Origin of the sequence: Pseudomonas sp. CFII68, assembly GCF_000416195.1 — a bacterium.
GTDB classification, from domain to species: domain Bacteria; phylum Pseudomonadota; class Gammaproteobacteria; order Pseudomonadales; family Pseudomonadaceae; genus Aquipseudomonas; species Aquipseudomonas kilonensis.
In genome coordinates this window covers 14,014-36,692 of the sequence record NZ_ATLN01000120.1, presented here as the reverse complement: position 1 = coordinate 36,692, position 22,679 = coordinate 14,014, and the positions used below count along the sequence as shown (strand labels likewise).

General features: G+C 61.2%; 18 protein-coding genes. 12 read left to right on the top strand and 6 right to left on the bottom strand.

All coding sequences use genetic code 11. The features are described from left to right. Window positions 1-213: 213 nt before the first annotated feature. From betI to yccS, 9 genes are all read left to right on the top strand, one after another. Window positions 214-834, top strand: coding sequence for a transcriptional regulator BetI (gene betI / locus CFII68_RS04885; protein ID WP_003206359.1), 621 nt, complete (start codon window positions 214-216; stop codon window positions 832-834). Window positions 835-914: 80 nt separating this feature from the next. After that, a complete protein-coding gene (gene betB, locus CFII68_RS04890; protein ID WP_018612342.1) occupies window positions 915-2,387 on the top strand; it encodes a betaine-aldehyde dehydrogenase in 1,473 nt (490 codons plus the stop codon). Between the two features lie 234 nt (window positions 2,388-2,621). Next, complete coding sequence (betA, locus tag CFII68_RS04895) at window positions 2,622-4,325, top strand: choline dehydrogenase (RefSeq protein ID WP_018612340.1); 1,704 nt, start codon at window positions 2,622-2,624, stop codon at window positions 4,323-4,325. 367 nt (window positions 4,326-4,692) lie between these two features. Beyond that, window positions 4,693-6,135 carry a TldD/PmbA family protein gene (locus CFII68_RS04900; RefSeq protein ID WP_018612338.1) on the top strand — a complete coding sequence of 481 codons (1,443 nt, stop codon included), beginning with the start codon at window positions 4,693-4,695 and terminating at the stop codon, window positions 6,133-6,135. A 1-nt stretch (window position 6,136) separates the two neighbouring features. After that, a complete protein-coding gene (locus CFII68_RS04905; protein WP_018612336.1) occupies window positions 6,137-7,474 on the top strand; it encodes a TldD/PmbA family protein in 1,338 nt (445 codons plus the stop codon). Window positions 7,475-7,544: 70 nt separating this feature from the next. After that, entirely contained in the window at window positions 7,545-9,011 is a 1,467-nt protein-coding gene (gene mdtD / locus CFII68_RS04910) for a multidrug transporter subunit MdtD (RefSeq protein WP_074849757.1), read from the top strand. 312 nt (window positions 9,012-9,323) lie between these two features. Continuing rightward, window positions 9,324-10,661 carry an ATP-dependent RNA helicase DbpA gene (dbpA, locus tag CFII68_RS04915; RefSeq protein ID WP_232199893.1) on the top strand — a complete coding sequence of 446 codons (1,338 nt, stop codon included), beginning with the start codon at window positions 9,324-9,326 and terminating at the stop codon, window positions 10,659-10,661. A 179-nt stretch (window positions 10,662-10,840) separates the two neighbouring features. Beyond that, entirely contained in the window at window positions 10,841-12,019 is a 1,179-nt protein-coding gene (locus tag CFII68_RS04920; protein ID WP_018612331.1) for an NAD(P)/FAD-dependent oxidoreductase, read from the top strand. A gap of 277 nt (window positions 12,020-12,296) precedes the next feature. Further along, window positions 12,297-14,480 carry a YccS family putative transporter gene (yccS, locus tag CFII68_RS04925; RefSeq protein WP_018612329.1) on the top strand — a complete coding sequence of 728 codons (2,184 nt, stop codon included), beginning with the start codon at window positions 12,297-12,299 and terminating at the stop codon, window positions 14,478-14,480. A 125-nt stretch (window positions 14,481-14,605) separates the two neighbouring features. Here yccS and CFII68_RS04930 read toward each other — a convergent pair whose 3' ends face one another. Further along, window positions 14,606-15,343: an ABC transporter substrate-binding protein gene (locus CFII68_RS04930; RefSeq protein ID WP_018612326.1), complete on the bottom strand. Its 738-nt coding sequence runs from the start codon at window positions 15,341-15,343 to the stop codon at window positions 14,606-14,608. 261 nt (window positions 15,344-15,604) lie between these two features. Here CFII68_RS04930 and CFII68_RS04935 point away from each other — a divergent pair, with 261 nt between their 5' ends. Further along, on the top strand, window positions 15,605-16,057 hold the full coding sequence (locus CFII68_RS04935; RefSeq protein WP_018612323.1) for a GNAT family N-acetyltransferase: 453 nt from the start codon (window positions 15,605-15,607) through the stop codon (window positions 16,055-16,057). Between the two features lie 108 nt (window positions 16,058-16,165). Here the strand turns inward: CFII68_RS04935 and CFII68_RS04940 are convergent, their stop codons facing one another. The 3 genes from CFII68_RS04940 to CFII68_RS04950 are packed head-to-tail and all read right to left on the bottom strand — an operon-like array spanning window position 16,166 to window position 19,136. Next, the gene (locus CFII68_RS04940; RefSeq protein WP_018612322.1) at window positions 16,166-16,462 is read right to left on the bottom strand and encodes a helix-turn-helix domain-containing protein; all 297 of its coding nucleotides are present in this window, start codon (window positions 16,460-16,462) and stop codon (window positions 16,166-16,168) included. A gap of 4 nt (window positions 16,463-16,466) precedes the next feature. Further along, window positions 16,467-16,970, bottom strand: a complete 504-nt coding sequence (locus tag CFII68_RS04945) for a M48 family metallopeptidase (protein ID WP_003206376.1) — start codon at window positions 16,968-16,970, stop codon at window positions 16,467-16,469. 42 nt (window positions 16,971-17,012) lie between these two features. Continuing rightward, entirely contained in the window at window positions 17,013-19,136 is a 2,124-nt protein-coding gene (locus CFII68_RS04950; protein ID WP_018612320.1) for a bifunctional diguanylate cyclase/phosphodiesterase, read from the bottom strand. A 322-nt stretch (window positions 19,137-19,458) separates the two neighbouring features. Between CFII68_RS04950 and CFII68_RS04955 the strand changes: the two genes are divergently transcribed. Both CFII68_RS04955 and CFII68_RS04960 read left to right on the top strand, forming a co-directional pair. Next, a complete protein-coding gene (locus CFII68_RS04955) occupies window positions 19,459-20,130 on the top strand; it encodes a polysaccharide lyase family 7 protein (protein ID WP_018612317.1) in 672 nt (223 codons plus the stop codon). A gap of 300 nt (window positions 20,131-20,430) precedes the next feature. Continuing rightward, window positions 20,431-21,099, top strand: coding sequence for a polysaccharide lyase family 7 protein (locus tag CFII68_RS04960; protein WP_018612315.1), 669 nt, complete (start codon window positions 20,431-20,433; stop codon window positions 21,097-21,099). A 303-nt stretch (window positions 21,100-21,402) separates the two neighbouring features. On the opposite strand, the gene CFII68_RS04965 is transcribed toward CFII68_RS04960, so the two are convergent. Together CFII68_RS04965 and CFII68_RS04970 are read right to left on the bottom strand one after the other, a co-directional pair. Further along, window positions 21,403-21,708, bottom strand: coding sequence for a hypothetical protein (locus tag CFII68_RS04965; RefSeq protein ID WP_018612314.1), 306 nt, complete (start codon window positions 21,706-21,708; stop codon window positions 21,403-21,405). Between the two features lie 13 nt (window positions 21,709-21,721). After that, window positions 21,722-22,669 carry an RHS repeat domain-containing protein gene (locus CFII68_RS04970; protein ID WP_018612313.1) on the bottom strand — a complete coding sequence of 316 codons (948 nt, stop codon included), beginning with the start codon at window positions 22,667-22,669 and terminating at the stop codon, window positions 21,722-21,724. Window positions 22,670-22,679 lie beyond the last annotated feature (10 nt).

Sequence of the window (22,679 nt, the reverse complement as noted above, 5' to 3'; positions counted from 1 at the left end):
TGAACGGTATTCCAGCTATCAAGCGCATTTGGCCTACATGCCAACCGACGAGTGTTATAAAGACATCCCCAAAAGTCCTCGCCCCGGCAAATAGCGACGACTTGTCATAGAACTTATTTTTTGTTGATTGAACGTTCAATCAAAACAAAATAGACTGGCTTTCGTTCCGGCAGACGACATTCGTGCGCCGGATGGCCTAAGGAGATGTGCTAGATGCCCAAGGTCGGTATGCAACCCATCCGCCGCCAACAATTGATCGAAGCCACGCTGCAAGCGGTCGATCAGGTCGGCATGGGGGACGCCAGCATTGCGCTGATCGCCCGTTTGGCCGGTGTCTCCAACGGCATCATCAGTCACTACTTTCAGGACAAGAATGGCCTGATCGCGGCCACGGCCCAGTACCTGATGACTGTCCTGAGCGAGAACGTCACCGCGCGCCGCCAGGCGCTGGAGGACACAAGCCCCCGGGCTCACCTCAAGGTGATCATCGAAGGCAACTTCGACGCCAGCCAGGTCAATGGCCCGGCAATGAAAACCTGGCTGGCCTTCTGGGCCACCAGCATGCACCACCCGTCTTTGCACAGGTTGCAGCGGATCAACGATCACCGTCTGTATTCCAACCTGTGTAGCCAGTTCCGCCGCGTGTTGCCCGTCGATCAGGCGCGCAGCGCAGCACGGGGCCTGGCCGCGCTGATTGACGGTTTGTGGCTGCGCGGAGCGCTGTCGGGAGACGCGTTCGATACCGCCCAGGCGCACCAGATCGCTTACGAATACATGGATTTTCAACTGGCCAAAGCAGGGGCACCAGAGCACACAGAACCGCTCGACTCCTGAACCGCCGCCGAACCGCGTAGTCAGCTATAAACGACACGCTCCGGTGGTCAGCCAACCACTTATGTACTTGCGAGGACTTTATGGCCCGTTTCGAACTGCAAAAACTCTACATCGATGGCGCGTACAGCGATGCCAGCGGCGACGCCACTTTCGAAGCCATCAACCCTGCCAACGGTGAAGTCCTTGCCCAAGTGCAGCGTGCGACGTTCGAGGACGTCGAGCGCGCCGTGGTCAGTGCCGAAAAGGGCCAGAAGGTCTGGGCCGCCATGACCGCCATGCAGCGTTCGCGCATCCTGCGTCGCGCCGTGGACATCCTGCGCGAGCGCAACGATGAACTGGCCGCCCTGGAAACCCTGGACACCGGCAAGGCCTACTCCGAAACCCGCTACGTCGACATCGTCACCGGCGCCGACGTGCTGGAATACTACGCCGGCCTGGTGCCGGCCATCGAAGGCGAGCAGGTTCCGCTGCGCGCCACTTCATTCGTCTACACCCGTCGCGAGCCCCTGGGCGTGGTGGCCGGTATCGGCGCCTGGAACTACCCGATCCAGATCGCCCTGTGGAAATCCGCCCCGGCCCTGGCGGCCGGTAACGCGATGATCTTCAAACCGAGCGAAGTCACCTCGCTGACCACCCTGAAACTGGCCGAGATCTACACCGAGGCCGGCGTTCCAGCGGGTGTGTTCAACGTACTGACCGGCAGCGGCCGTGAAGTCGGCACCTGGCTGACCGAGCACCCGCGCATCGAGAAAATCTCCTTCACCGGCGGCACCGACACCGGCAAGAAAGTCATGGCCAGCGCCTCGAGTTCTTCGCTCAAGGACGTGACCATGGAACTGGGCGGCAAGTCGCCGCTGATCATCTTCGACGACGCCGACCTGGATCGTGCCGCCGACACCGCGATGATGGCCAACTTCTACAGCTCCGGCCAGGTCTGCACCAACGGCACCCGCGTGTTCGTACCGAGCCACCTCAAGGCGGCCTTCGAAGCCAAGATCGCCGAGCGCGTGGCGCGCATCCGCATCGGTAATCCTGAGGACGAAAACACCAATTTCGGTCCGCTGGTGAGCTTCGCCCACATGGAAAGCGTGCTGGGCTACATCGAGAAAGGCAAAGCCGAAGGCGCGCGCCTGCTGTGCGGCGGCAGTCGCCTGACCGACGGCGAATTGGCCAAGGGCGCGTTCGTTGCCCCGACCGTGTTCACCGATTGCACCGACGAGATGACCATCGTGCGTGAAGAAATCTTCGGCCCGGTGATGAGCATCCTCACCTACGACACCGAAGAAGAAGTGATCCGCCGCGCCAACGACACCGACTTCGGCCTGGCCGCCGGCGTCGTCACCCGCGACCTGAACCGTGCCCACCGCGTGATCCACCAGCTCGAAGCCGGCATCTGCTGGATCAACGCCTGGGGTGAGTCGGCGGCTGAAATGCCGGTCGGTGGCTACAAGCAATCGGGCGTGGGCCGGGAGAACGGCATCAGCTCGTTGAACAACTTCACCCGCATCAAATCGGTACAGGTCGAGTTGGGCGATTACACGTCGGTGTTCTAAGCCGACATGAGGCCTTGAGTGAACGCCGTTGTGGCGAGGGGATTTAGCGAAACGTCGCACCGCCCCGTGGGGCTGCGTAGCAGCCCCTCCCCAAGGCCCCCCATTCTCCAGACAAGTCCAGTCGTCGGTTTTACGACTGCTGCGCAGCCGAACGGGGATAAATCCCCTCGCCACAGGTTGTGCGGCGTCAAGGCAACCGCGACCTGAACCCAATTCAAAAAGAGGGTGCATTTCATGTCCCAAGAATTCGATTACATCATCATCGGCGCCGGTTCGGCCGGTAACACCCTGGCCACCCGCCTGACCGAAGACGAAGGCGTCACCGTCCTGCTGCTCGAAGCCGGCGGCCCGGACTATCGCCTGGACTTCCGCACGCAAATGCCCGCTGCCCTGGCGTTCCCGCTGCAAGGCCGACGCTACAACTGGGCCTACGAGACCGACCCGGAGCCACACATGGATGGCCGCCGCATGGAATGCGGTCGCGGCAAGGGCTTGGGTGGTTCTTCGCTGATCAACGGCATGTGCTACATCCGCGGCAACGCCCTGGACTATGACAACTGGGCCAAGCTGCCGGGCCTGGAGGACTGGACCTACCTCGATTGCCTGCCGTATTTCCGTAAAGCCGAAACCCGCGACATCGGCCCGAACGACTACCACGGCGGCGACGGCCCGGTCAGCGTGACCACGCCCAAGGCCGGCAACAACCCGCTGTTCCACGCCATGGTCGAAGCCGGCGTACAGGCCGGTTACCCGCGTACAGAAGACCTCAACGGCTACCAGCAGGAAGGTTTCGGCCCGATGGACCGGACCGTCACGCCCAACGGCCGTCGCGCCAGCACCGCGCGCGGTTACCTGGACATCGCCAAGAAGCGCTCGACACTGACCATCGTCACCCACGCCCTGACCGACAAGATCCTGTTCGAAGGCAAACGTGCAGTCGGCGTGCGTTACCTGGTGGGCGCCGCTGAAGAGCGCGTCGAAGCCCGGGCGCGCAAGGAAGTGCTGCTGTGCTCCGGCGCCATCGCCTCGCCGCAGATCCTCCAGCGTTCCGGCGTCGGCCCGGCCCAGTTGCTGGAAAGCCTCGACATCCCGGTGGTCCACGACCTGCCAGGTGTCGGTGAAAACCTGCAAGATCACCTGGAGCTGTACCTGCAATACGCCTGCACCCAACCGGTTTCCCTGTACCCGTCGCTGCTCTGGTACAACCAGCCGGCCATCGGTGCCGAGTGGCTGTTCAACGGCACCGGGATCGGCGCCAGCAACCAGTTCGAGGCCGGCGGTTTCATCCGCACCCGTCCGGAATTCGATTGGCCGAACATCCAGTATCACTTCCTGCCGGTGGCGATTAACTACAACGGCAGCAACGGCGTGAAGGAACACGGTTTCCAGGCGCACATGGGCTCCATGCGCTCGCCAAGCCGTGGCCGGATCCAGGCCAAGTCCAAGGACCCACGCCAGTACCCGAGCATCCTGTTCAACTACATGGCGACCGAGCAGGACTGGCAGGAATTTCGCGACGGCATCCGCCTGACCCGCGAGATCATGCAGCAGCCGGCGCTCGACCCGTTCCGTGGCCGCGAGATCAGCCCGGGCATCGAGGTGCAAACGGACGAGCAGTTGGACCAGTTCATCCGCGAACATGCCGAAACCGCGTTCCACCCGTCCTGCTCGTGCAAGATGGGCACCGATGACATGGCGGTGGTGGACGGCGAAGGCCGTGTGCACGGCATGCAAGGGTTACGCGTGGTGGATGCCTCGATCATGCCGATCATCACCACCGGCAACCTGAACGCGCCGACGATCATGATTGCCGAGAAAATCGCCGACAAGATCCGCGGCCGCAACCCCCTGCCACGCAGCACCGCGCCGTACTTCGTGGCCGGCGATGCGCCGGTGCGCGGCAAGCCAATGCGTGAAGTGGGGCCTACCGCCCAGTAAGACTCAGGACCGCAATCGCGAGCAAGCTCGCTCCCACAGGGGATTGGTGACGGACACAGATTTTGTGACCACCAGAGATCCACTGTGGGAGCGGGCTTGCTCGCGAAAGCGGTGGGTCAGCCTGCATCAATATTGAATGTGCCGCCGTCTTCGCGAGCAAGCCCGCTCCCACAAGGGTCCGGTGGTGAACACAGACTTTGTGATCAGCGAAAATCCCTTGTGGGAGCGAGCTTGCTCGCGATGGCGTCCAACCTGACACCCCAAACGCCCATCTGCCTTGATCCCTCCCCCACCCCAGGCCTACTCTAGAGCCACCGCGTCAACACGCCGCACCTCGCAGCATCGCCACTCCAGACAAGGAGGTTCCATGTTCGACTTCCACCCCCAGCTCAAGCAGCGTTTTGCGGCCTTGCGCACGGGCGCCGAATTCTTTTCCCTGCGTTACGTGCGCGAGTCCGGCCAGCACTTGTCGGTGCGCAAGAATGTCGCCGAACCGCCAAGCCTGGGCCGTGATGAAGGGGCGATGCTCACCGTGCGGGTCAACGGGGTCGAGGCGTATGCCGCTACCAACGACCTGTCCCAGGCCGGCCTGCAAGCGGCACTGGAACGCGCCGAGCAACATGCGCGCGGGCTCAAGCCCCATGCCCTGCTGGACCTGCGCGAGCAAGCGGTGTCCAGCGACCGCGCCGATTACTTCTCGCCAAATTTCGACCAGGCCTTCCCGCCACTGAGCGATTGCTACCAATTGCTCGGCGACGAGTCAGCCGCAGTGCCCCAGGACGAGCGCCTGGTGAACTGGCAAGCCAGCATCGGCCTGACCCAGGTCGAGCAGATCTACCTCAACAGTGCCGGCGCTGAACTGCGCCAGGCTCAACGCTTCATCTACCCGGCCCTGGAAGTCACCGCCTTCGACGGCAACGACAGCCAGACCCGCACCCTGGGCCGGGAAAATTTCGGCCAGCAAGGCGGCTTCGATGTAATCAGCCGCAGCGGCCTGATCGGCGCCGGGCGGAAAATCGCCGACCAGGCCCTGCAACTGCTGCTGGCGCCAAACACACCACAAGGCCCCCGCGACCTGCTGCTGATGCCCGACCAGATGATGCTGCAGATCCACGAGTCCATCGGTCATCCGCTGGAACTGGACCGCATCCTCGGGGACGAGCGCAATTACGCCGGCACCAGCTTCGTCAAGGCCAGCGATTTCGGCCACCTGCAATATGGCTCCAGCCTGTTGAACGTGACCTTCGACCCGGACATTCCCGAAGAACTGGCGAGCTACAGCCATGATGACGATGGCAGCGCCGCCAGCAAGCAGTTCCTGATTCGTGAAGGCCTGTTGCTGCGTCCACTGGGCGGCGCACTGTCACAGTTCCGTGCTGGCCTGGACGGTGTCGCCAACAGCCGCGCCTGCGGCTGGAATCGTCCGCCCATCGACCGCATGGCAAACCTGAACATCGAACCTGGCGACCAGTCCCTGGAACAGCTGATCCAAGGCACCGAGCACGGCGTGCTGATGCGCACCAACCGCTCCTGGTCCATTGACGACGCCCGCAACAAATTCCAGTTCGGCTGCGAGTGGGGCCAGTTGATCGAGAACGGCGAGCTCAAGGGCGTGGTGAAGAACCCCAACTACCGGGGTATTTCCGCACAATTCTGGAAGAGCCTGCGCGCCGTGGGCGATGCCAGTACCTCCCGGGTCCTGGGCACGCCGAACTGTGGCAAGGGCGAACCGAACCAGGTCATTCGTGTCGGCCATGCGTCGCCGGCCTGTGTGTTCAGCAACGTTGATGTGTTTGGGGGGGATGCCTGATATGAGCACCGTCAATAATCAGGCCGAGGCATTCAAGGTGTTGGTCGACTGGCTGCGCGATGCGCTGCATGAGCAGGAACAGTTCACCTTGGGTTATGCCGCCGAGTCCTCGGCTTTCGTGCGTTTCAACCACGCCAAGGTGCGCCAGGCCGGGCAGGTGCAGCAGGCCAATGTCAGTTTCAAATTGATCGACGACGGGCGTCACGCCGACCTGCAGATCACTTTGTCCGGCGATACCGAGACCGACCTGCAACGCCTGTCCGAGGGCCTGCAACAGCTGCGCGAAACCTTGCCGCTGCTGCCTCGCGATCCGTATCTGTTGCTCAACCCCGACCATTGGCAGAGCCATAACGTGCAGGACCATCCGTTGCCTGACACCGAGCAGGCCGTGGCTGAAATCAGCCGCGCCGCCGAGGGCCTGGACCTGGTGGGGTTCTATGCGGCCGGGCCCATCAGCCGGGGTTTCGCCAGTTCGTCGGGAGCGTTCGGCTGGCATCAGGCCAACAGCTTCAACTTCGATTTCAGCCTGTTCCATGAAAACGGCCAGGCGGTAAAAGCCAGCTACGCCGGGCATGCGTGGAGCAGCGAAGGATTTGCCCGGCGCTTCGAGCAGGCTCGCGAGCAACTGGCGTTTCTCGGCCGCCCGCTGCGCACATTGCCGCCCGGCGAATACCGCGCCTACCTGGCGCCGGCCGCCCTGGAAGAGATCATGGGCATGCTCAGTTGGGGCGGGTTCTCGGCCCGGGCGATTGCCAGCAAACAGAGCCCGTTGCAGAAGTTCTACGCCAACGAAGCCAGCCTGAGCCCCAACGTGTGGCTGAGCGAGCAGGTCAGCGGCTCCTTGAGCCCGGCGTTTTCCGACGAAGGTTATCCCCGCGATGACCTGGCGCTGATCGCCAAAGGCACGGCCAATGCGCAGTTGATCAACTCCCGCAGCGCCGCCGAATACGGCCTCGCCGCCAACGGCGCCAGCAGCTACGAATACCCCACGGCGCTGGACATGCAGGGCGGACAACTGGAGCAGAAATACATCCTCGAGCAACTTGGCACCGGGCTGTATATCAGCAACCTCTGGTACCTGAACTACTCGGACCAACCGGCCGCCCGCCTGACCGGCATGACCCGCTTCGCCACGTTCTGGGTCGAGAACGGCCAGATCGTGGCGCCGGTCAGCACCATGCGTTTCGACGACAGCGTCTACAGCCTGCTCGGCTCGCAACTCGAAGCCCTGACCCGAGAGCGGGAACTGCTGCTCTCGGCCAGCACCTACAGCCAGCGGGCCACGGCCTCGATGTTGTTGCCGGGTGCGCTGGTCAAGCGGTTGACCTTGACGCTGTAAAAAAGCATCGCGGGCAAGCCTTGCTCCCACAGGATGTGCGCCGTACATGTGGGAGCAAGGCTTGCCCGCGATGAAGCCAACAGACACCCGAACACAAACAAGAGGTCCCATGCCCAACCGCGCACCGCTCGACGCCGTCACCGCCCGCTGGCTTCCGTGGGTGGTGGCGATTGCCTTCTTCATGCAGTCCCTGGACGGGACCATCCTCAACACCGCCCTGCCCGCCATGGCCAGTGACCTGGCGGAAAACCCGTTGCGCATGCAGGGCGTGATCATTGCCTACATGCTCACCGTGGCGTTGCTGATCCCGGCCTCGGGCTGGATCGCCGACCGCTTCGGCACCAAGAAGATTTTCTTCGGGGCGATCCTGCTGTTCAGCTTCGGCTCGTTGCTGTGCGCCTTGTCCAGTTCGTTGAGCATGCTGATCGGCGCTCGGGTCGTCCAGGGACTGGGCGGTGCGCTGATGCTGCCGGTGGGCAGGCTGGTGGTGCTGCGGGCCTATCCGCGCTCGGAACTGGTGCGGATCATGGGCTTCATCACCATTCCCGGCCTGCTCGGCCCGCTGATCGGGCCGACCATGGGTGGCTGGATGGTCGAGTACCTGACCTGGCACTGGATCTTCATCATCAATCTGCCGGTGGGCGTGATCGGCTGTTATGCCGTGTGGAAGTTCATCCCCGACCTGCGGGGCAGCGAGCGCACGCGGTTCGATGGGTTGGGGTTCCTGCTGTTCGGCGCGGCGATGGTGCTGATCACCATCGCCATGGAAGGCCTGGGTGAACTGCACCTGCCGCACCTGCGCGTGATGTTGTTGCTGTTCGGCGGCATGGCCTGCCTGGCGGCCTATTGGCTGCGGGCCGGGCATGTCGAAAACGCGCTGTTCCCGCCGTCACTGTTCAAGACCCGAACCTTCGCTGTGGGGATTCTTGGCAACCTGTTCGCGCGCCTGGGCAGCGGCGCCCTGCCGTTCCTGGTGCCGTTGCTGCTGCAAGTCGCCCTGGGCTATTCACCGTCCCAGGCCGGGATGAGCATGCTGCCCCTGGCGGCGGCGGCCATGGTCGCCAAGTCCGTGGCCCGGCCGCTGATCGAGCGCTTTGGCTACCGCGCCGTGTTGACCAGCAACACCCTGGCCCTGGGCCTGATGCTGGCAAGCATGGGCCTGGTCAGCGAACAGACGCCGTACTGGCTGCTGCTGGCGCAACTGGCGGTGCTGGGCGCGATCAACTCGCTGCAATTCACCGCGATGAACACCGTGACCCTGATCGACCTGGACGACGCCAGCGCCAGCAGCGGCAACAGCCTGCTGTCGGTGGTGGCGCAGCTGTCCCTGAGCCTCGGCGTGGCCTGCGCCGGCGCCCTGCTCGGCGGCTTTACCGCCCAGGTGGGTAACGATGGGGTGGAGACAGTACTGGGGGCGTTCCAACTGACGTTCGTGACGGTGGGGATCATGGCGATGCTGGCGGCGACGATTTTCTCGCAGTTGTCACGCGAAGACGGGCGACGGGTGAAACGGCCGGATGAGCATATCGAGCATTAGACCGTAGCCTCTGTGGTGAACAAGACACTTGTGGGAGCAAGGCTTGCCCGCGATCCAGGCGACTCGGTGTTTCTGGGGAAAATGCATCGCCTGGATCGCGAGCAAGCTTTGCTCCCACAGCTCCAGAGCTCCAGAGTTCCCAAGGCTTCTGGAATTGCCAGCCCCCCCCGGGCAGGCCCTGCCCTCACAGCTCGTCCAGAACTTTCGAAGAAAGTGGCACGAGGCTGCTACACTGCGCGACATTTTGTTTTGCAGGCCAGTCCCGTGACCACCATTGCCACCGCTTTTAATACTTTGCCGCTGTCCGCCGCCATGCTGGCTAACCTCGAATCACTCGGTTATGCCCAGATGACGCCGATCCAGGCGCAAAGCTTGCCGGTGATCCTCAAGGGCATGGACCTGATCGCCCAGGCCAAGACCGGCAGCGGCAAGACCGCCGCCTTCGGCATCGGCCTGCTGAACCCGATCAACCCACGCTTCTTCGGCTGCCAGGCGCTGGTGATGTGCCCGACCCGTGAGCTGGCCGACCAGGTCGCCAAGGAAATCCGTCGCCTGGCCCGCGCCGAAGACAACATCAAGGTCCTGACCCTGTGCGGCGGCGTGTCCTTCGGCCCGCAGATCGCCTCCCTGGAACACGGCGCCCACATCATCGTCGGCACCCCTGGACGCATCCAGCAGCACCTGCGCAAGGGCTCGCTGGTCCTGGACGGCCTCAACACGCTGATCCTCGACGAAGCCGACCGCATGCTCGACATGGGTTTCTACGACGCCATCGAAGACATCATCCAGCAGACCCCGGAACGCCGCCAGACGCTGCTGTTCTCCGCCACCTACCCGGTGGGCATCAAGCAACTGTCGTCCAAGTTCATGCGTAACCCGCAGCAAGTGAAGGCCGAGGCGTTCCACTCCGACGCGCAGATCGAGCAGCGCTTCTACGAGATCTCTCCCGAGGAGCGCATGGACGCAGTGGTCAAGGTCCTGGCGCATTTCCGCCCGGCCTCCTGCGTGGCGTTCTGCTTCACCAAGCAGCAGGTCCAGGAAACCGTCGACCACCTGACGTCCAAGGGCATCTCGGCCGTCGGCCTGCACGGCGACCTGGAACAGCGCGACCGCGACCAGGTACTGGCCATGTTCGCCAACCGCAGCACCTCGGTGCTGGTCGCCACTGACGTGGCGGCCCGCGGCCTGGACATCGATGCCCTGGACATGGTGATCAACGTCGAACTGGCCCGGGACTCGGAAATCCACATCCACCGCGTCGGCCGCACTGGCCGCGCCGGTGAGAAAGGCATCGCCATCAGCCTGGTGGCGCCGTCCGAAGCCCACCGCGCCCAGGCCATCGAGCAACTGCAGAAGTCGCCACTGAGCTGGGACCAACTGGACAACCTCAAGTCCCAGGGCGGCGGCCCGCTGTTGCCGGCCATGAGCACCCTGTGCATCGGTGCCGGGCGCAAGGACAAGGTCCGCCCCGGTGACATCCTCGGCGCCCTGACCGGCGAGGCCGGCATCCCTGGCGCCCAGGTCGGCAAAATCGCGATCTTCGATTTCCAGGCCTACGTGGCCGTGGAACGCGGCATCGCCAAACAGGCCCTGCAACGCCTGAACGATGGCAAGATCAAGGGCCGGTCGTTGCGGGTGCGGATCCTATAACCGATCGCCTGACGAACAGAGATCAAACTGTGGGAGCGAGCTGTGTGGGAGCAAGGCTTGCCCGCGATGAAAACGCCGCGGTCTCTTGAGGACCGCAGCGCCTGGATCGCGAGCAAGCTTTGCTCCCACACAGCTCGCTCCCACATTCAGTTATGTGGGAAAGCTGAGAGGACACCGTTTTGCGCTCTACCGAAGTCGTGATCATTGGCGCTGGCGCCGCGGGGTTGATGTGCGCGCTGACTGCGGCCGCGCGCGGGCGGCAGGTAATGTTGCTGGACCACGCCAACAAGGCCGGCAAGAAGATCCTCATGTCGGGCGGTGGGCGCTGCAATTTCACCAACATGTACACCGAGCCAGGCAATTTTCTCTCGCAGAACCCGCACTTCTGCAAATCCGCCCTGGCCCGCTACACCCAGTGGGATTTCATCGCCCTGGTGGCCAAGCACGGCGTGCCCTATCACGAGAAAAAGCTCGGCCAGTTGTTCTGCGATAACAAATCCAGCGACATCCTCGGCCTGCTCTTGGATGAATGCGACCAGGCCGGCGTCAGCCTGCACCTGGACACCTCGATTACGCAGATCGAAAAAGCCGACGGCGGCTACCTGCTGCAAACCACCCTCGGCGCCATCGCCTGCCAGTCCCTGGTGATCGCCACGGGCGGGCTGTCGATCCCGACCCTGGGGGCAACCGGCTTCGGTTATCAGGTGGCAAAACAGTTTGGCCATGAGCTGCTGCCGACCCGCGCCGGCCTCGTGCCGTTCACCATCACCGACCAGCTCAAGACCCTCTGCACCGAACTCTCGGGCACCTCGGTGGATTGCCTGGTGAGCTGCAACGACCAGAGCTTTCGCGAGAACATCCTGTTCACCCACCGCGGCCTGAGCGGTCCGGCGATCCTGCAGATCTCCTCGTTCTGGGAATCGGGGGACACGGTGCAGATCAACCTATTGCCCGACCACGACGTGCCGCAATGGCTGCAACAACAGCAGGCCGAACGCCCCAATAGCGAACTCAAGACGTTGCTGGGCGAGTTGTTCACCAAGAAAATGGCCAACCTGCTGGCCGACACCTGGTTCGTCTCCAAACCCATGAAGCAGTACACCCACGCGGAGCTGGCAGACATCGCCGAGAAACTGGCGAGCTGGAACGTCGTCCCCGCCGGCACCGAAGGCTACCGCACCGCCGAAGTCACCCTGGGCGGCGTCGATACCCGGGAAGTCTCTTCCAAGACCATGGAATCGCTGAAAAGCCCCGGGCTGTATTTCATCGGCGAAGTGCTCGACGTCACCGGGCACCTGGGCGGGTTCAACTTCCAGTGGGCGTGGGCGTCGGGGTATGCGGCGGCGCAGTACGTCTGACCCCGCCCCATGTTGTACCTGCTTTTGTGGCGAGGGGATTTATCCCCGCTGGGCTGCGCAGCGGCCCCCAAACCAGGCAACTCAGTGTGTCAGTAAGATTGAGTTCACTGTTTTAGGGCTGCTGCGCAGCCCAGCGGGGATAAATCCCCTCGCCACAGAGGTGGAGGTGCTCTTCGCATGCCGGAACACTTTTTGCGGTCAGATGTGATCGCCGCCATTGCGTCGGCGTCATTACTGCCTCAATTTAGCGTCATTGCCCGTCAGGCCTGTGCACTTCATGTCAGCGAACTCGTTTAGTCAGTCTTTGCGTCGCCTTTGGGCGTTGGATAAGTTCAGTTATAGCGTGCGGGTCTTCATCGCCCTGACCGGCAGCATGGGGCTGTGCTGGTACCTGGATGAAATGGCGCTGCTGATTCCCTTGTTCCTGGGCATCATCGCCAGTGCCCTGGCCGAGACCGACGACAGTTGGCAGGGCCGCCTCACCGCGCTGGCCGTGACCCTGGTGTGCTTCACCGTCGCGGCGTTGTCGGTGGAGCTGCTGTTCCCCTACCCCATCCTGTTCATCATCGCCCTGGCCCTGGCAGCCTTTGGCCTGACCATGCTTGGCGCCCTGGGTGAGCGCTATGGCGCCATCGCCTCGGCTACGCTGATTCTGTCGGTCTACACCATGATCGGCGTGGACCAGCGCGGCGGCGCCGTCAACGATTTCTGGCATGAACCCCTGCTGCTGGTCGCCGGTGCCGCGTGGTACGGCTTGCTGTCGGTGTTGTGGCAGGCGTTGTTTTCCAACCAACCGGTGCAACAAAGCCTGGCGCGGCTGTTTCGCGAACTGGGGCGCTACCTGAAACTCAAATCGTCGCTCCTGGAGCCGATCCGCCAACTGGACGTCGAAGCCCGCCGCCTGGAACTGGCCCAGCAAAACGGCCGGGTGGTCGCTGCGCTCAACAGCGCCAAGGAAATCATCCTGCACCGTGTGGGCAATGGCCGCCCCGGCTCGAAAGTCAGCCGGTACCTGAAGCTGTACTTCCTGGCCCAGGACATCCACGAACGCGCCAGCTCTTCTCACTACCCCTACAACGCCCTGGCCGAGGCCTTCTTCCACAGCGACGTGCTGTTCCGCTGCCAGCGCCTGCTGCGTCAGCAAGGCAAGGCCTGCCAGGCACTGGCCGAGTCAATCCAGCTGCGCCAGCCATTCGTCTACGACGCCACCTTTGCCGAAGCCCTCAACGACCTGCACGCGTCCCTCGAACACCTGCGCATCCAGAGCAACCCGGCCTGGCGCGGCTTGCTGCGTTCCTTGCGGGCACTGTCGGTGAACCTTGCCACCATGGACCGCCTGCTCAGCGACGCGAGCAACCCCGACGCCCTGGCCGACGCCACCGACAGCAGCCTGCTCGACCGTTCGCCGCGCAACCTCAAGGATGTCTGGCTGCGCTTGCGCACCCAGCTCACGCCCACCTCGCTGCTGTTCCGGCATGCCCTGCGCTTGCCCCTGGCCCTGAGCGTCGGCTACGCCATGGTGCATCTGATCCACCCGTCCCAGGGCTATTGGATCATCCTCACCACACTGTTCGTGTGCCAACCCAACTACGGCGCCACACGGCGCAAGCTCGGCCAGCGGATCATCGGCACCGCCATCGGCCTGACGGTGGCCTGGGCATTGTTCGATCTGTTTCCCAACCCGCTGGTGCAATCGAGCTTCGCCATTGCCGCCGGGGTGGTGTTCTTTACCAACCGCACCACCCGCTACACCCTGGCGACGGCGGGCATCACCATCATGGTGCTGTTCTGCTTCAACCAGGTGGGCGACGGCTACGGGCTGCTGTTGCCACGGCTGCTCGATACCTTGCTCGGGAGCCTGATTGCCGGGCTTGCGGTCTTCCTGTTCCTGCCTGACTGGCAAGGTCGTCGGCTGAACAAAGTGCTGGCCAATACGCTGACCTGCAACAGCATCTACCTGCGCCAGATCATGCAGCAGTACGCCGCCGGCAAAAGCGACGACCTGGCCTATCGCCTGGCCCGACGCAACGCCCACAACGCCGATGCCGCGTTGTCCACCACGCTGGCGAACATGCTGATGGAGCCGGGGCATTTCCGGAAGGAGGCCGATGTGGGCTTCCGCTTCCTGGTGTTGTCCCACACCCTGCTCAGCTACCTGTCAGGCCTGGGTGCCCACCGGGGCACCGAACTGCCGGCGCAGGTGCGCGAGCAACTGATCGATGGCGCGGGAGTGAAGCTGGCGACAAGCATCGACGAAATCGCCCAGGGCCTGGCGAGTAAAACGCCGATAGTGGTTCAAAGCGACGAGGAGGAGGCCCTGGCCAATGAGCTTGAGCAGATGCCCGATGAAATCGACGAAGGACAGCGGTTGGTGCAGACGCAATTGGGGTTGATCTGCCGCCAGCTCGGTCCGTTGCGGACCTTGGCGGCGCATCTGATCAAGGACACTGGCGAGGCTTGAGGGTTGTGGTGAATGGGCCGACCCCTTCGCGAGCAAGCCCGCTCCCACAGGAGTACGCATTCCAAATGTGGGAGCGGGCTTGCTCGCGAAGAGGCCTGTCCAGGCAACTCAACCTTTAAATAAGCTCACATTCCATGTTGCTTGAGCAACCGCGCATAACTCCCATCCGCCTTCATCGCCGCGATCTCCCGGTCAAACCCCGCCACGATCCGCTCATGCTCCGGGTTCTTCAAGCTGACCAGGATGTGCAGGCTGTTTTCACTCAATGCCTTGGGCATGAATTCCACGGCGTTGCGCACCTTGGCCGATTCGCGGGCCAGGTAATAGCGGGCGACGTACTCGTCTTCCAGGGTCAACTTCACACGATCGGCAGCCAGCATGCGCACTGCCATCGCGAAGTTATGCACAGGGACTTTCTGCATTAGCAGGTCTTCGTCGAAGTCCTTGGAGTAGGCATAGCCGCGAACCACGGCGATGGGATAGGCACGCAGCTGTTGCAGGCTGTCAAACTGGATCGCTTCGTCCTTGCGCTTGATGAAACGCACACGGTTGAGCAAATACTCAGCCGAGAACTGGCCGATGTGAGTGCGCTCCTCGCTGTACCAGGCGTTGACCAGCACGTCATAGCGGCCCTCGCCGATGCCCAGCATCGCCCGGGCCCAGGGCACTTGTTCGAAGTCCGTGGCATAGCCGGCCCGCGCCAGGGCCGTGCTGACGATATCGGTCGCCAGGCCACCATTGATCAAGGTGGAATCGGTAAAGGGCGGCCAGCCATCGGCGACCAGACGCAGCTTTTGCGCGCAGGCCTCATAGCTCAATAACAGCAACCCGATCAATGCAAGAGCTCGATGCAATCGCGGCATGCCAAACGTCCTTGACGGGTTCAAAGCCCGGTTTGTTTTTAGCCGACACTCAACAGGCATTCTCAGACACCCGGTCCTAACATTAGCTCATTGGAACCGCTGCGCAGCGCTGTCACGAAGATTACACAAAGACGACAACGCCGCGACAGAGGAATGATGGCATTTTGGCCTTTATCGCAGATTTTCCAGTCGACCGAGAAAGAGACTTCCGGGCCAAGCACGCTTAATATCGGCATCAGGTTCTTCAGGAAATTCAAAAAAATGGATATCGAGTGGGTCTGCAAACATCACAGTGACCTGAGCAAGGAACAGCTGTATGCCATCCTCAAATTGCGTGCCGACGTGTTTGTTGTCGAGCAGAACTGCGCCTACCCGGATGTTGACGGCCTGGACCTTGAAGGCGACACCTGCCATTTGATGGCCTGGCAGGACAACCACCTGGTGGCCTACCTGCGCCTGCTCGATCCGCACTCGCAAAACAGTGACGTGGTGATCGGGCGCGTGGTCATCGCGCCCCACGCACGCGGCCAGGGGCTGGGCCACACCTTGATGGAACAGGCGCTCAAGCAGGCCGAGAAGCATTGGCCCGGTACCTCGATCTCATTGTCGGCCCAGGCGCATTTGCAGGGGTACTACGGGCGGTATGGGTTTGAAGTGGTGGGGGTGGAATATATGGAGGATGGGATTGCGCATATTGGTATGCATCGGCCGTAGGAGCTGCCGCAGGCTGCGATCTTTTGATCTTGATCTTTCGTTTGAGATTCAAGTGTCTGGGGAAAGATCAAGATCAAAAGATCGCAGCCTCGTTGCACTCGTCAGCTCCTACGGATACTCCAGCACCGCCTTGATCCGCGGCAAATTCCCCTCGATCCACCCCCGATCGATCGCCCCCCAATCGCGAATCCGATAACGCCCGGCATGATTGCGCGCGCCGTCCTCTTGCTCGAACTCACACACGATATCCAGGTCAGCCAGCGCGGCAATGGTGTCCTGGGCCGTACGCCGGGGCATGCCGGTGGCTTCGGTGAGCGCCGGGACGTTGCTGGCGGCACCGCTGTCGATCAGGTAAGCCACGTACAAGCGACGGTAGAAGCTAGTCTTGGTCTTGCTGACATCCATTCGGTCATTCCTTGTGGGGTTGCAGATCCCGCCAGGTCAGGTACACCCGCAGGTCGAATTCCAACTGGTGATACCCCGGCAGCATGTGCTCGCAGAGTTGGTAGAACGCCTTGTTGTGGTCCGACTCCTTGAAGTGCGCCAGTTCGTGCACCACGATCATCTTCAGGAACTCGGGCGCCGCGTCCTTGAACAGCGCAGCGATGCGGATTTCCTTCTTGGCCTTGAGCTTGCCGCCCTGGACCCGCGACACCGCGGTATGCAGGCCGAGGGCGCGGTGGGTCAGGTCCAGGCGACTGTCGAACAGCACCTTGTCGATGGCGGGCGCGTTACGCAGGTATTGCTGCTTGAGGTCCAGCGCATAACCGTACAGGGCCTTGTCGCTCTGGATCGGATGCCGGCCCGGGTAGCGCTGCTGCAGGTAATCGCCCAGGCGGTCCTGGGCGATCAATTGCTGCACTTGGGCTTGCAGGGCGGCGGGGTAGGCCTGGAGGTATTTGAGCGCGGTCATCAAGGGGCAACACAGTCACAAGAGGCCGCCAGTGTAGCGAATTCAAGCCTGCACCGCGCTCCAGTCGAACGGCGTGGCGAAGGCATTGGTGTCTTCGGCCATCAAGGGCCGCGCCACGAGGAACCCCTGCACGTACTCACAGCCATGGGCCTGCAGCCACTCATATTGCTCGCGGGTTTCCACCCCTTCGGCGATCACCCGCAAGCCCAGTTGCGTACACAGGTCAATCACCGAGGCGGCCAACGCGGCATCCCGGGGCGACCCCGGCAGGCGGGCGATCAAGTGCCGGTCGAGCTTGAGGGTATCGAGCTCAAGGTCGCGCAGATGCGTCAGCGAACAGGGCCCCGAACCGAAGTCATCCAATGCAACCCGCACCCCGAGGTGACGCAGCAGGCGCAATTGCTTTTGGGTTTCATCGGGGTTGCGCATCAGCGCATCCTCGGTCACCTCGACCTCCAGCTGCCGAGGCTTCAAGGCATGGCGCTCCAGGACCTGGCGCAACTCGGTCACCAGGTTGGGCATGCCGAACTGGGTGCTGCTCAGGCTCACCCCCAACACCAGGTCGTCAGCGAACAGGCGTTCCCAGACTTTGCGCTGAGCCGCGCTGCGATGATAAATCCAGCTGCCCAGGCGACTGATCAACCGCGCCTCCTCCAGCAAGGGCAGGAACAGGCCCGGCGGAACATCACCGACGCTGGGGTGCTGCCAGCGCAACAGCGCTTCGAACCCGCGGATCCGCCCGTCGACGATGCTCACCTGCGGCTGGTAGACCATATTGAAATCGCGGTTCTCGATGGCCGAGCGCACGCTCTCTTCCAGCATCAGCCGTGAACGGGCTCGACCGTTCATTTCATGATCGTAAAAACGGTATTGCTGACGGCCGGCACGCTTGGCTTCGTACATGGCGATGTCGGACGCCCGCAGCAACCCATCGAGATTGGCGCCACAGTCCGGGTACGTCGCGATGCCGATGCTGGCCCCAAGGGCCACGTCCATGCCTTCGATCTGCTGGCAGATGGCGACGCGCTCGATCAGTTTCTCGGCGATCTTGGCCGCCTGCTCGGGAAATTCCAGGTCCAGCAGCGCCGTGAACTCGTCCCCGCCCAACCGCGCCAGGATATCGAATGGGCGCAGGCAGGCCTTCAACTGTTCCGACACCCAGCGCAACACCCGATCCCCGGCATCATGCCCCAGCGAGTCATTGACCCGCTTGAAGCCATCGAGGTCCAGGTACAGCAACACCCAGTTGCTTTCCTGGCGCTCGCTGCGCATCAACAGGTTCTCCGCGGTCTGGTAGAACCCCCGGCGGTTAAGCAACCCCGTCAGCGGGTCCGTGACGGCCTGGTATTCGAGTTGCTGGTGCAAATGACGAACCACGGACATGTCCTGGAGCGTCACCACCATCGCCTTCTGCTCCGACGGCAACGGCGCGCAGGACAAGGCCACCGACACCTGCTGGCCGGGCGCCGTGCGCAGGACCGCGTCATGCAATCGCCAGGTTTCACCGCGACGATAGGCGTTGTGGATATCGGAATCGAGCCACTCGGGAATGTGCGGTTTCTGCAGGAAATCCAGGAACGGCATGCCCTGCAATTGCTCGGCGGTGGCATTGAGCAAACGGCAGGTAGAGGGGTTGGCGAAACGGATACAGCCATTCTCATCCACCACCAGGATGCCCTCGGCGGCGTTGTCCAGCACCGAGGCATTGAAGGCCCTGGCCGCTTCGAGATCCTGGCTCAGGCGCTGCAAGGCCCGGCGATTGCGCTGGTGCTCGAGCAACGCCTGGACCTTGGGCTTGAGGATCTGCGGATCGAAGGGCTTGAACAGGTAATCCACGGCGCCACTGGCGTAGCCCTTGATGACCGCATCCTGGGATTGCTCGTTGGCCGTCAGGAAAATGATCGGCGTGAGCCGCGTGCGCTGGCTGCCGCGCATCAGGCGCGCCACTTCGAAACCGTCCATGTCGGGCATCTGCACATCCAGCAGAACCAGGTCGATGTCGTGTTCGAGCAGCAGGTTTAGCGCCTCGACCCCCGAGGACGCGGTCATGACTCGCCAATCCTGACGCTGCAGCAAGGCACGCATGCTGAGCAGGTTTTCAGGGTAATCATCAACAATCAAAAGGACAGAGCTGTCTTCGCCGAGCGGTGGTTGCGCGCATTCCATGCTGCTTCTCTTATCGGGCGCCACGTCCGTTTTTACGTAGCAAAGCGGACAAATACTGTCCCCTCACTCTAGACCGGGATTATCAAAAGCAGTAGGTGTCAACGCGCCATCATCCAGACAAAGCCCGAAATAGCCGACTAACGGTCACCCTCCTCAGGCACAGAAACTGCACTGACACCCTCGACGGACAATTGACGTCAAACATCCGCCGAACGGTCAACAAAAAAAGCCCCTGTCCAGCGTTCCGAAACGCTTCAAAAGGGCGGTTTAAAGCCTCCCGCTACGGCATCCACCTTTACATCTCGATACGCAGGACCTGGACATGATCGATCTCGCAACCTGGAATTTGAGCATCCCCGAGGGCGCCCCACCGGCAACCATTGAAACCTCACAATTGGTTCAGGGCTTCAAGAACCAGTACTTCAACTCTGAAACCGGCACGGTGTTTTTCTGGGCCCCCGTGACAGGCGCCACGACGGCCAATGCTATTTACCCACGCAGCGAACTGCGCGAAACCAACAGCGACGGCACCTTGCGCAATTGGCTTTACCCGTCGGCGGACAACACCCTGCGCGCGACCGTCACCGTCAACCAGGTGCCCAGCACCGGCAAGATCGTGATCGGCCAGATTCATACCAAGGACAGCACCAGTCCGATGGTGAAACTGGAATACCAATACAAAGCCTACAGCTCCACCGGAAATATCGTCGCCAAGGTGCGCATTCGTCCTGATGACGCGACGGGCCAGGTCATTACCATCGCCACGGGCGTGACCCTCAACCGCAGCTTCTCCTACATGATCCACTTGAGCCCGAAGGGCGCGCTGGGCATTACTGCGGCGGGCTACAACTGGCGGACCACCGTTGATCCGAGCTGGAAAGTCAAACCGCTCTATTTCAAAGCGGGGGTGTATGTGCAGGACAACACCGGCTACGTCACCGAAGGTGGGAAAGTGACGTTCAGCCTGCTGGAAATCAAACACACCACTCTTTAACCACTGTCGCACCTTTGAAGGCATCCGTTTCCGGGTGCCTTTTTTTTGCCCCGTGTACGACGAAAGAACCAAATAGCCATTAGCCAATGGTTCCGAGAAAAATCGAGCTAGCCGACCAATGGTCGTTTGTCTCGGGCACCAAAGCGGCAAACGCAACTCTGACGGACTGTTGACGCCAACCCTCCGCCGGACGACCGCGCCAAATACTCGTCCGCGCACCCTTCTGGCCTCAGCAAAAGCGCGTCTTAGAGCCTCCGGCTGTGGCGTAAATCATTTCTTCTTCTCAGAAAGGATCCGAACATGGTCGATCTTGCAACCTGGAACCTGAGCATCCCCGAAGGCAGTCCGCCGAAAACCATCGAAACCCCTCGGCTGGTGGATGGGTTCCAGGACAAATATTTCAACTCCGAAGGCAGCACGGTGTATTTCTGGTCACCGGTGACCGGCACCAAGACTGAAAACGCGATCTATCCGCGCAGCGAATTGCGTGAGACCTACAAGGACGGCACCTTGCGCAACTGGGTCTATCCCGACGCCGACAACCAGTTACGGGCAAGCCTCGTTGTCAACCAGGTGCCCAGCAGCGGCAAGATCGTGATCGGACAGATCCATGCCAAGGACAGCAGCAAGCCCATGGTCAAGCTGGAATACCAATACAAGGAAGACAGCTCCACCGGGAACATCGTCGCCAAGGTCCGCATGCGGCCTGATGACAGCGAAGGCAGGGTGATTACCGTTGCTACGGGGGTGAAGCTCAATCGGTCCTTCTCTTACCGAATTCATCTTGATCGTACGGGCGATCTTGGCATTACCGCTGCCGGTCATAGTTGGTACACCACCGTCGGTGCCGCCTGGCGCGACAAGCCGTTGTATTTCAAGGCTGGGGTGTATGTGCAGGACAACAGCGGTTACACCAGCGAAGGTGGAAAAGTGACGTTCAGCGTGCTGGATATCGATCACAACACCTGAAATTTCACTTCCGATAATCTCGTAGGAAATCCCCTCTTGTGGCGAGGGGATTTATCCCCGCTGGGCTGCGAAGCGGCCCCAAAACCAGCACCCTCGAAACATCTGACACCGAGGTGGTGGCCATGGGGCCGCTTCGCAGCCAGAAATCAGGAGTACGGCATCCGGGGTTAGGTGGTGGCTTTGAATGTAGGGTTCATGGCGCGCTTACGGAAGGATGAACACCCGTAGAAGGTTAAGTAAGTGCCATTCAAGGCAGGCTTGTGCTTTATGAGCACAAGCCTGCCGCTAGCACAGCTCGCCAACCTAACTCCAAATCACTGTAGCTTCCCCGTCCCTTAATAATTGCATCGCCTCTGGGCCATTGAAGGCCTCCGGTTTCATATCAATGGTTAATACAGCTAAATCATCAAATTTCAGCTCTATCACTTCTAAATCTTCCGTCACGCTCCGGAGCTTTTTCCCGACAAGAGAACCCAAACTAGCGCCTGCAAGAGAATAGGAGTTGTAAATATTTAAAATTTCGCCCCTCGAAAAATAAATTTGCAAATATTCACTATCGCAAACTGTGCGCAGCACGTCGCTTCCACAAAGACATTCAAGAATACTCATACTAAAAATCCCATTATTTAATTTCAAAATGACTTTTCGACTGTGGTAACGTCTTACCACTATAGGGATCGACACCCTGGCCTGATTTATTTTCGTACTTAATGTAACCATTAGAATATCCTGGACTATTACCCTTCGGTGGCGTCGGCTGCATAAGGCGCATAGTACTCACTTGGCGATTATCGCCGCCTTTACCGTTCGTGAAAGCAGAGCCCGTGGTCTTTCCAGTGGGGTTAATAACAGGTGATGGACCGGAAGCACCTTTTGGCACTGGGAAGGTAGTACCGTTTGGCGAAACGACAAAATCAGGTGCGGCAGCCGCAGATCGCTCAACCTGGAGAGATGTCTCCGCGGTCTTTTCCAGCCCGCGAGCTCCTTGAATGGCTAGCCCCGCTGCTCCCGGTACTAAAGGAACCATAGCAAGTATGCCGTCAGCGGCGATACCGACGCCATCAACAGCCGCTGCACTATAATTTCCCTTTTGTATATTTTGTTGGAAACTAAACATACCAGCCGCAAGACTCATCGTTTCGATGGCAAGATCAGCATACTCACCGGTAGGGTCGACAAACTTGTAGGGGTTGTTGTTAGCATAGGCGTAACGATTGAAGCTATGCAGGTTATCTGCTTGGAAGTCGACCGGATCAACGCCCATAAATCTACCAAGCACTGGGTCATAATATCTGGCCCCCATGTATGACAACCCTGTGGCATCGTCATAGGCCCTACCGTGATAGCCGATCTTGTTATTGCTGCTGGGTGCTGATCGGTTCAGCTTCTCCCCATAGGGCTTGTAGTTCTCCTTCCACAGCAGATTGCCCGCAGCATCCGTGGCAGCCATCGGACTGCCGGAAATGTCGTTGTGGAAATAGGTGACAGTGTCGGCGATAGCAGCGCTGTTCAGCATTAAGGCCAGCAGACCTACACCGAGTCTCTTGATCAACGTTCTCAGAGCATCCATGTGTTCCTCT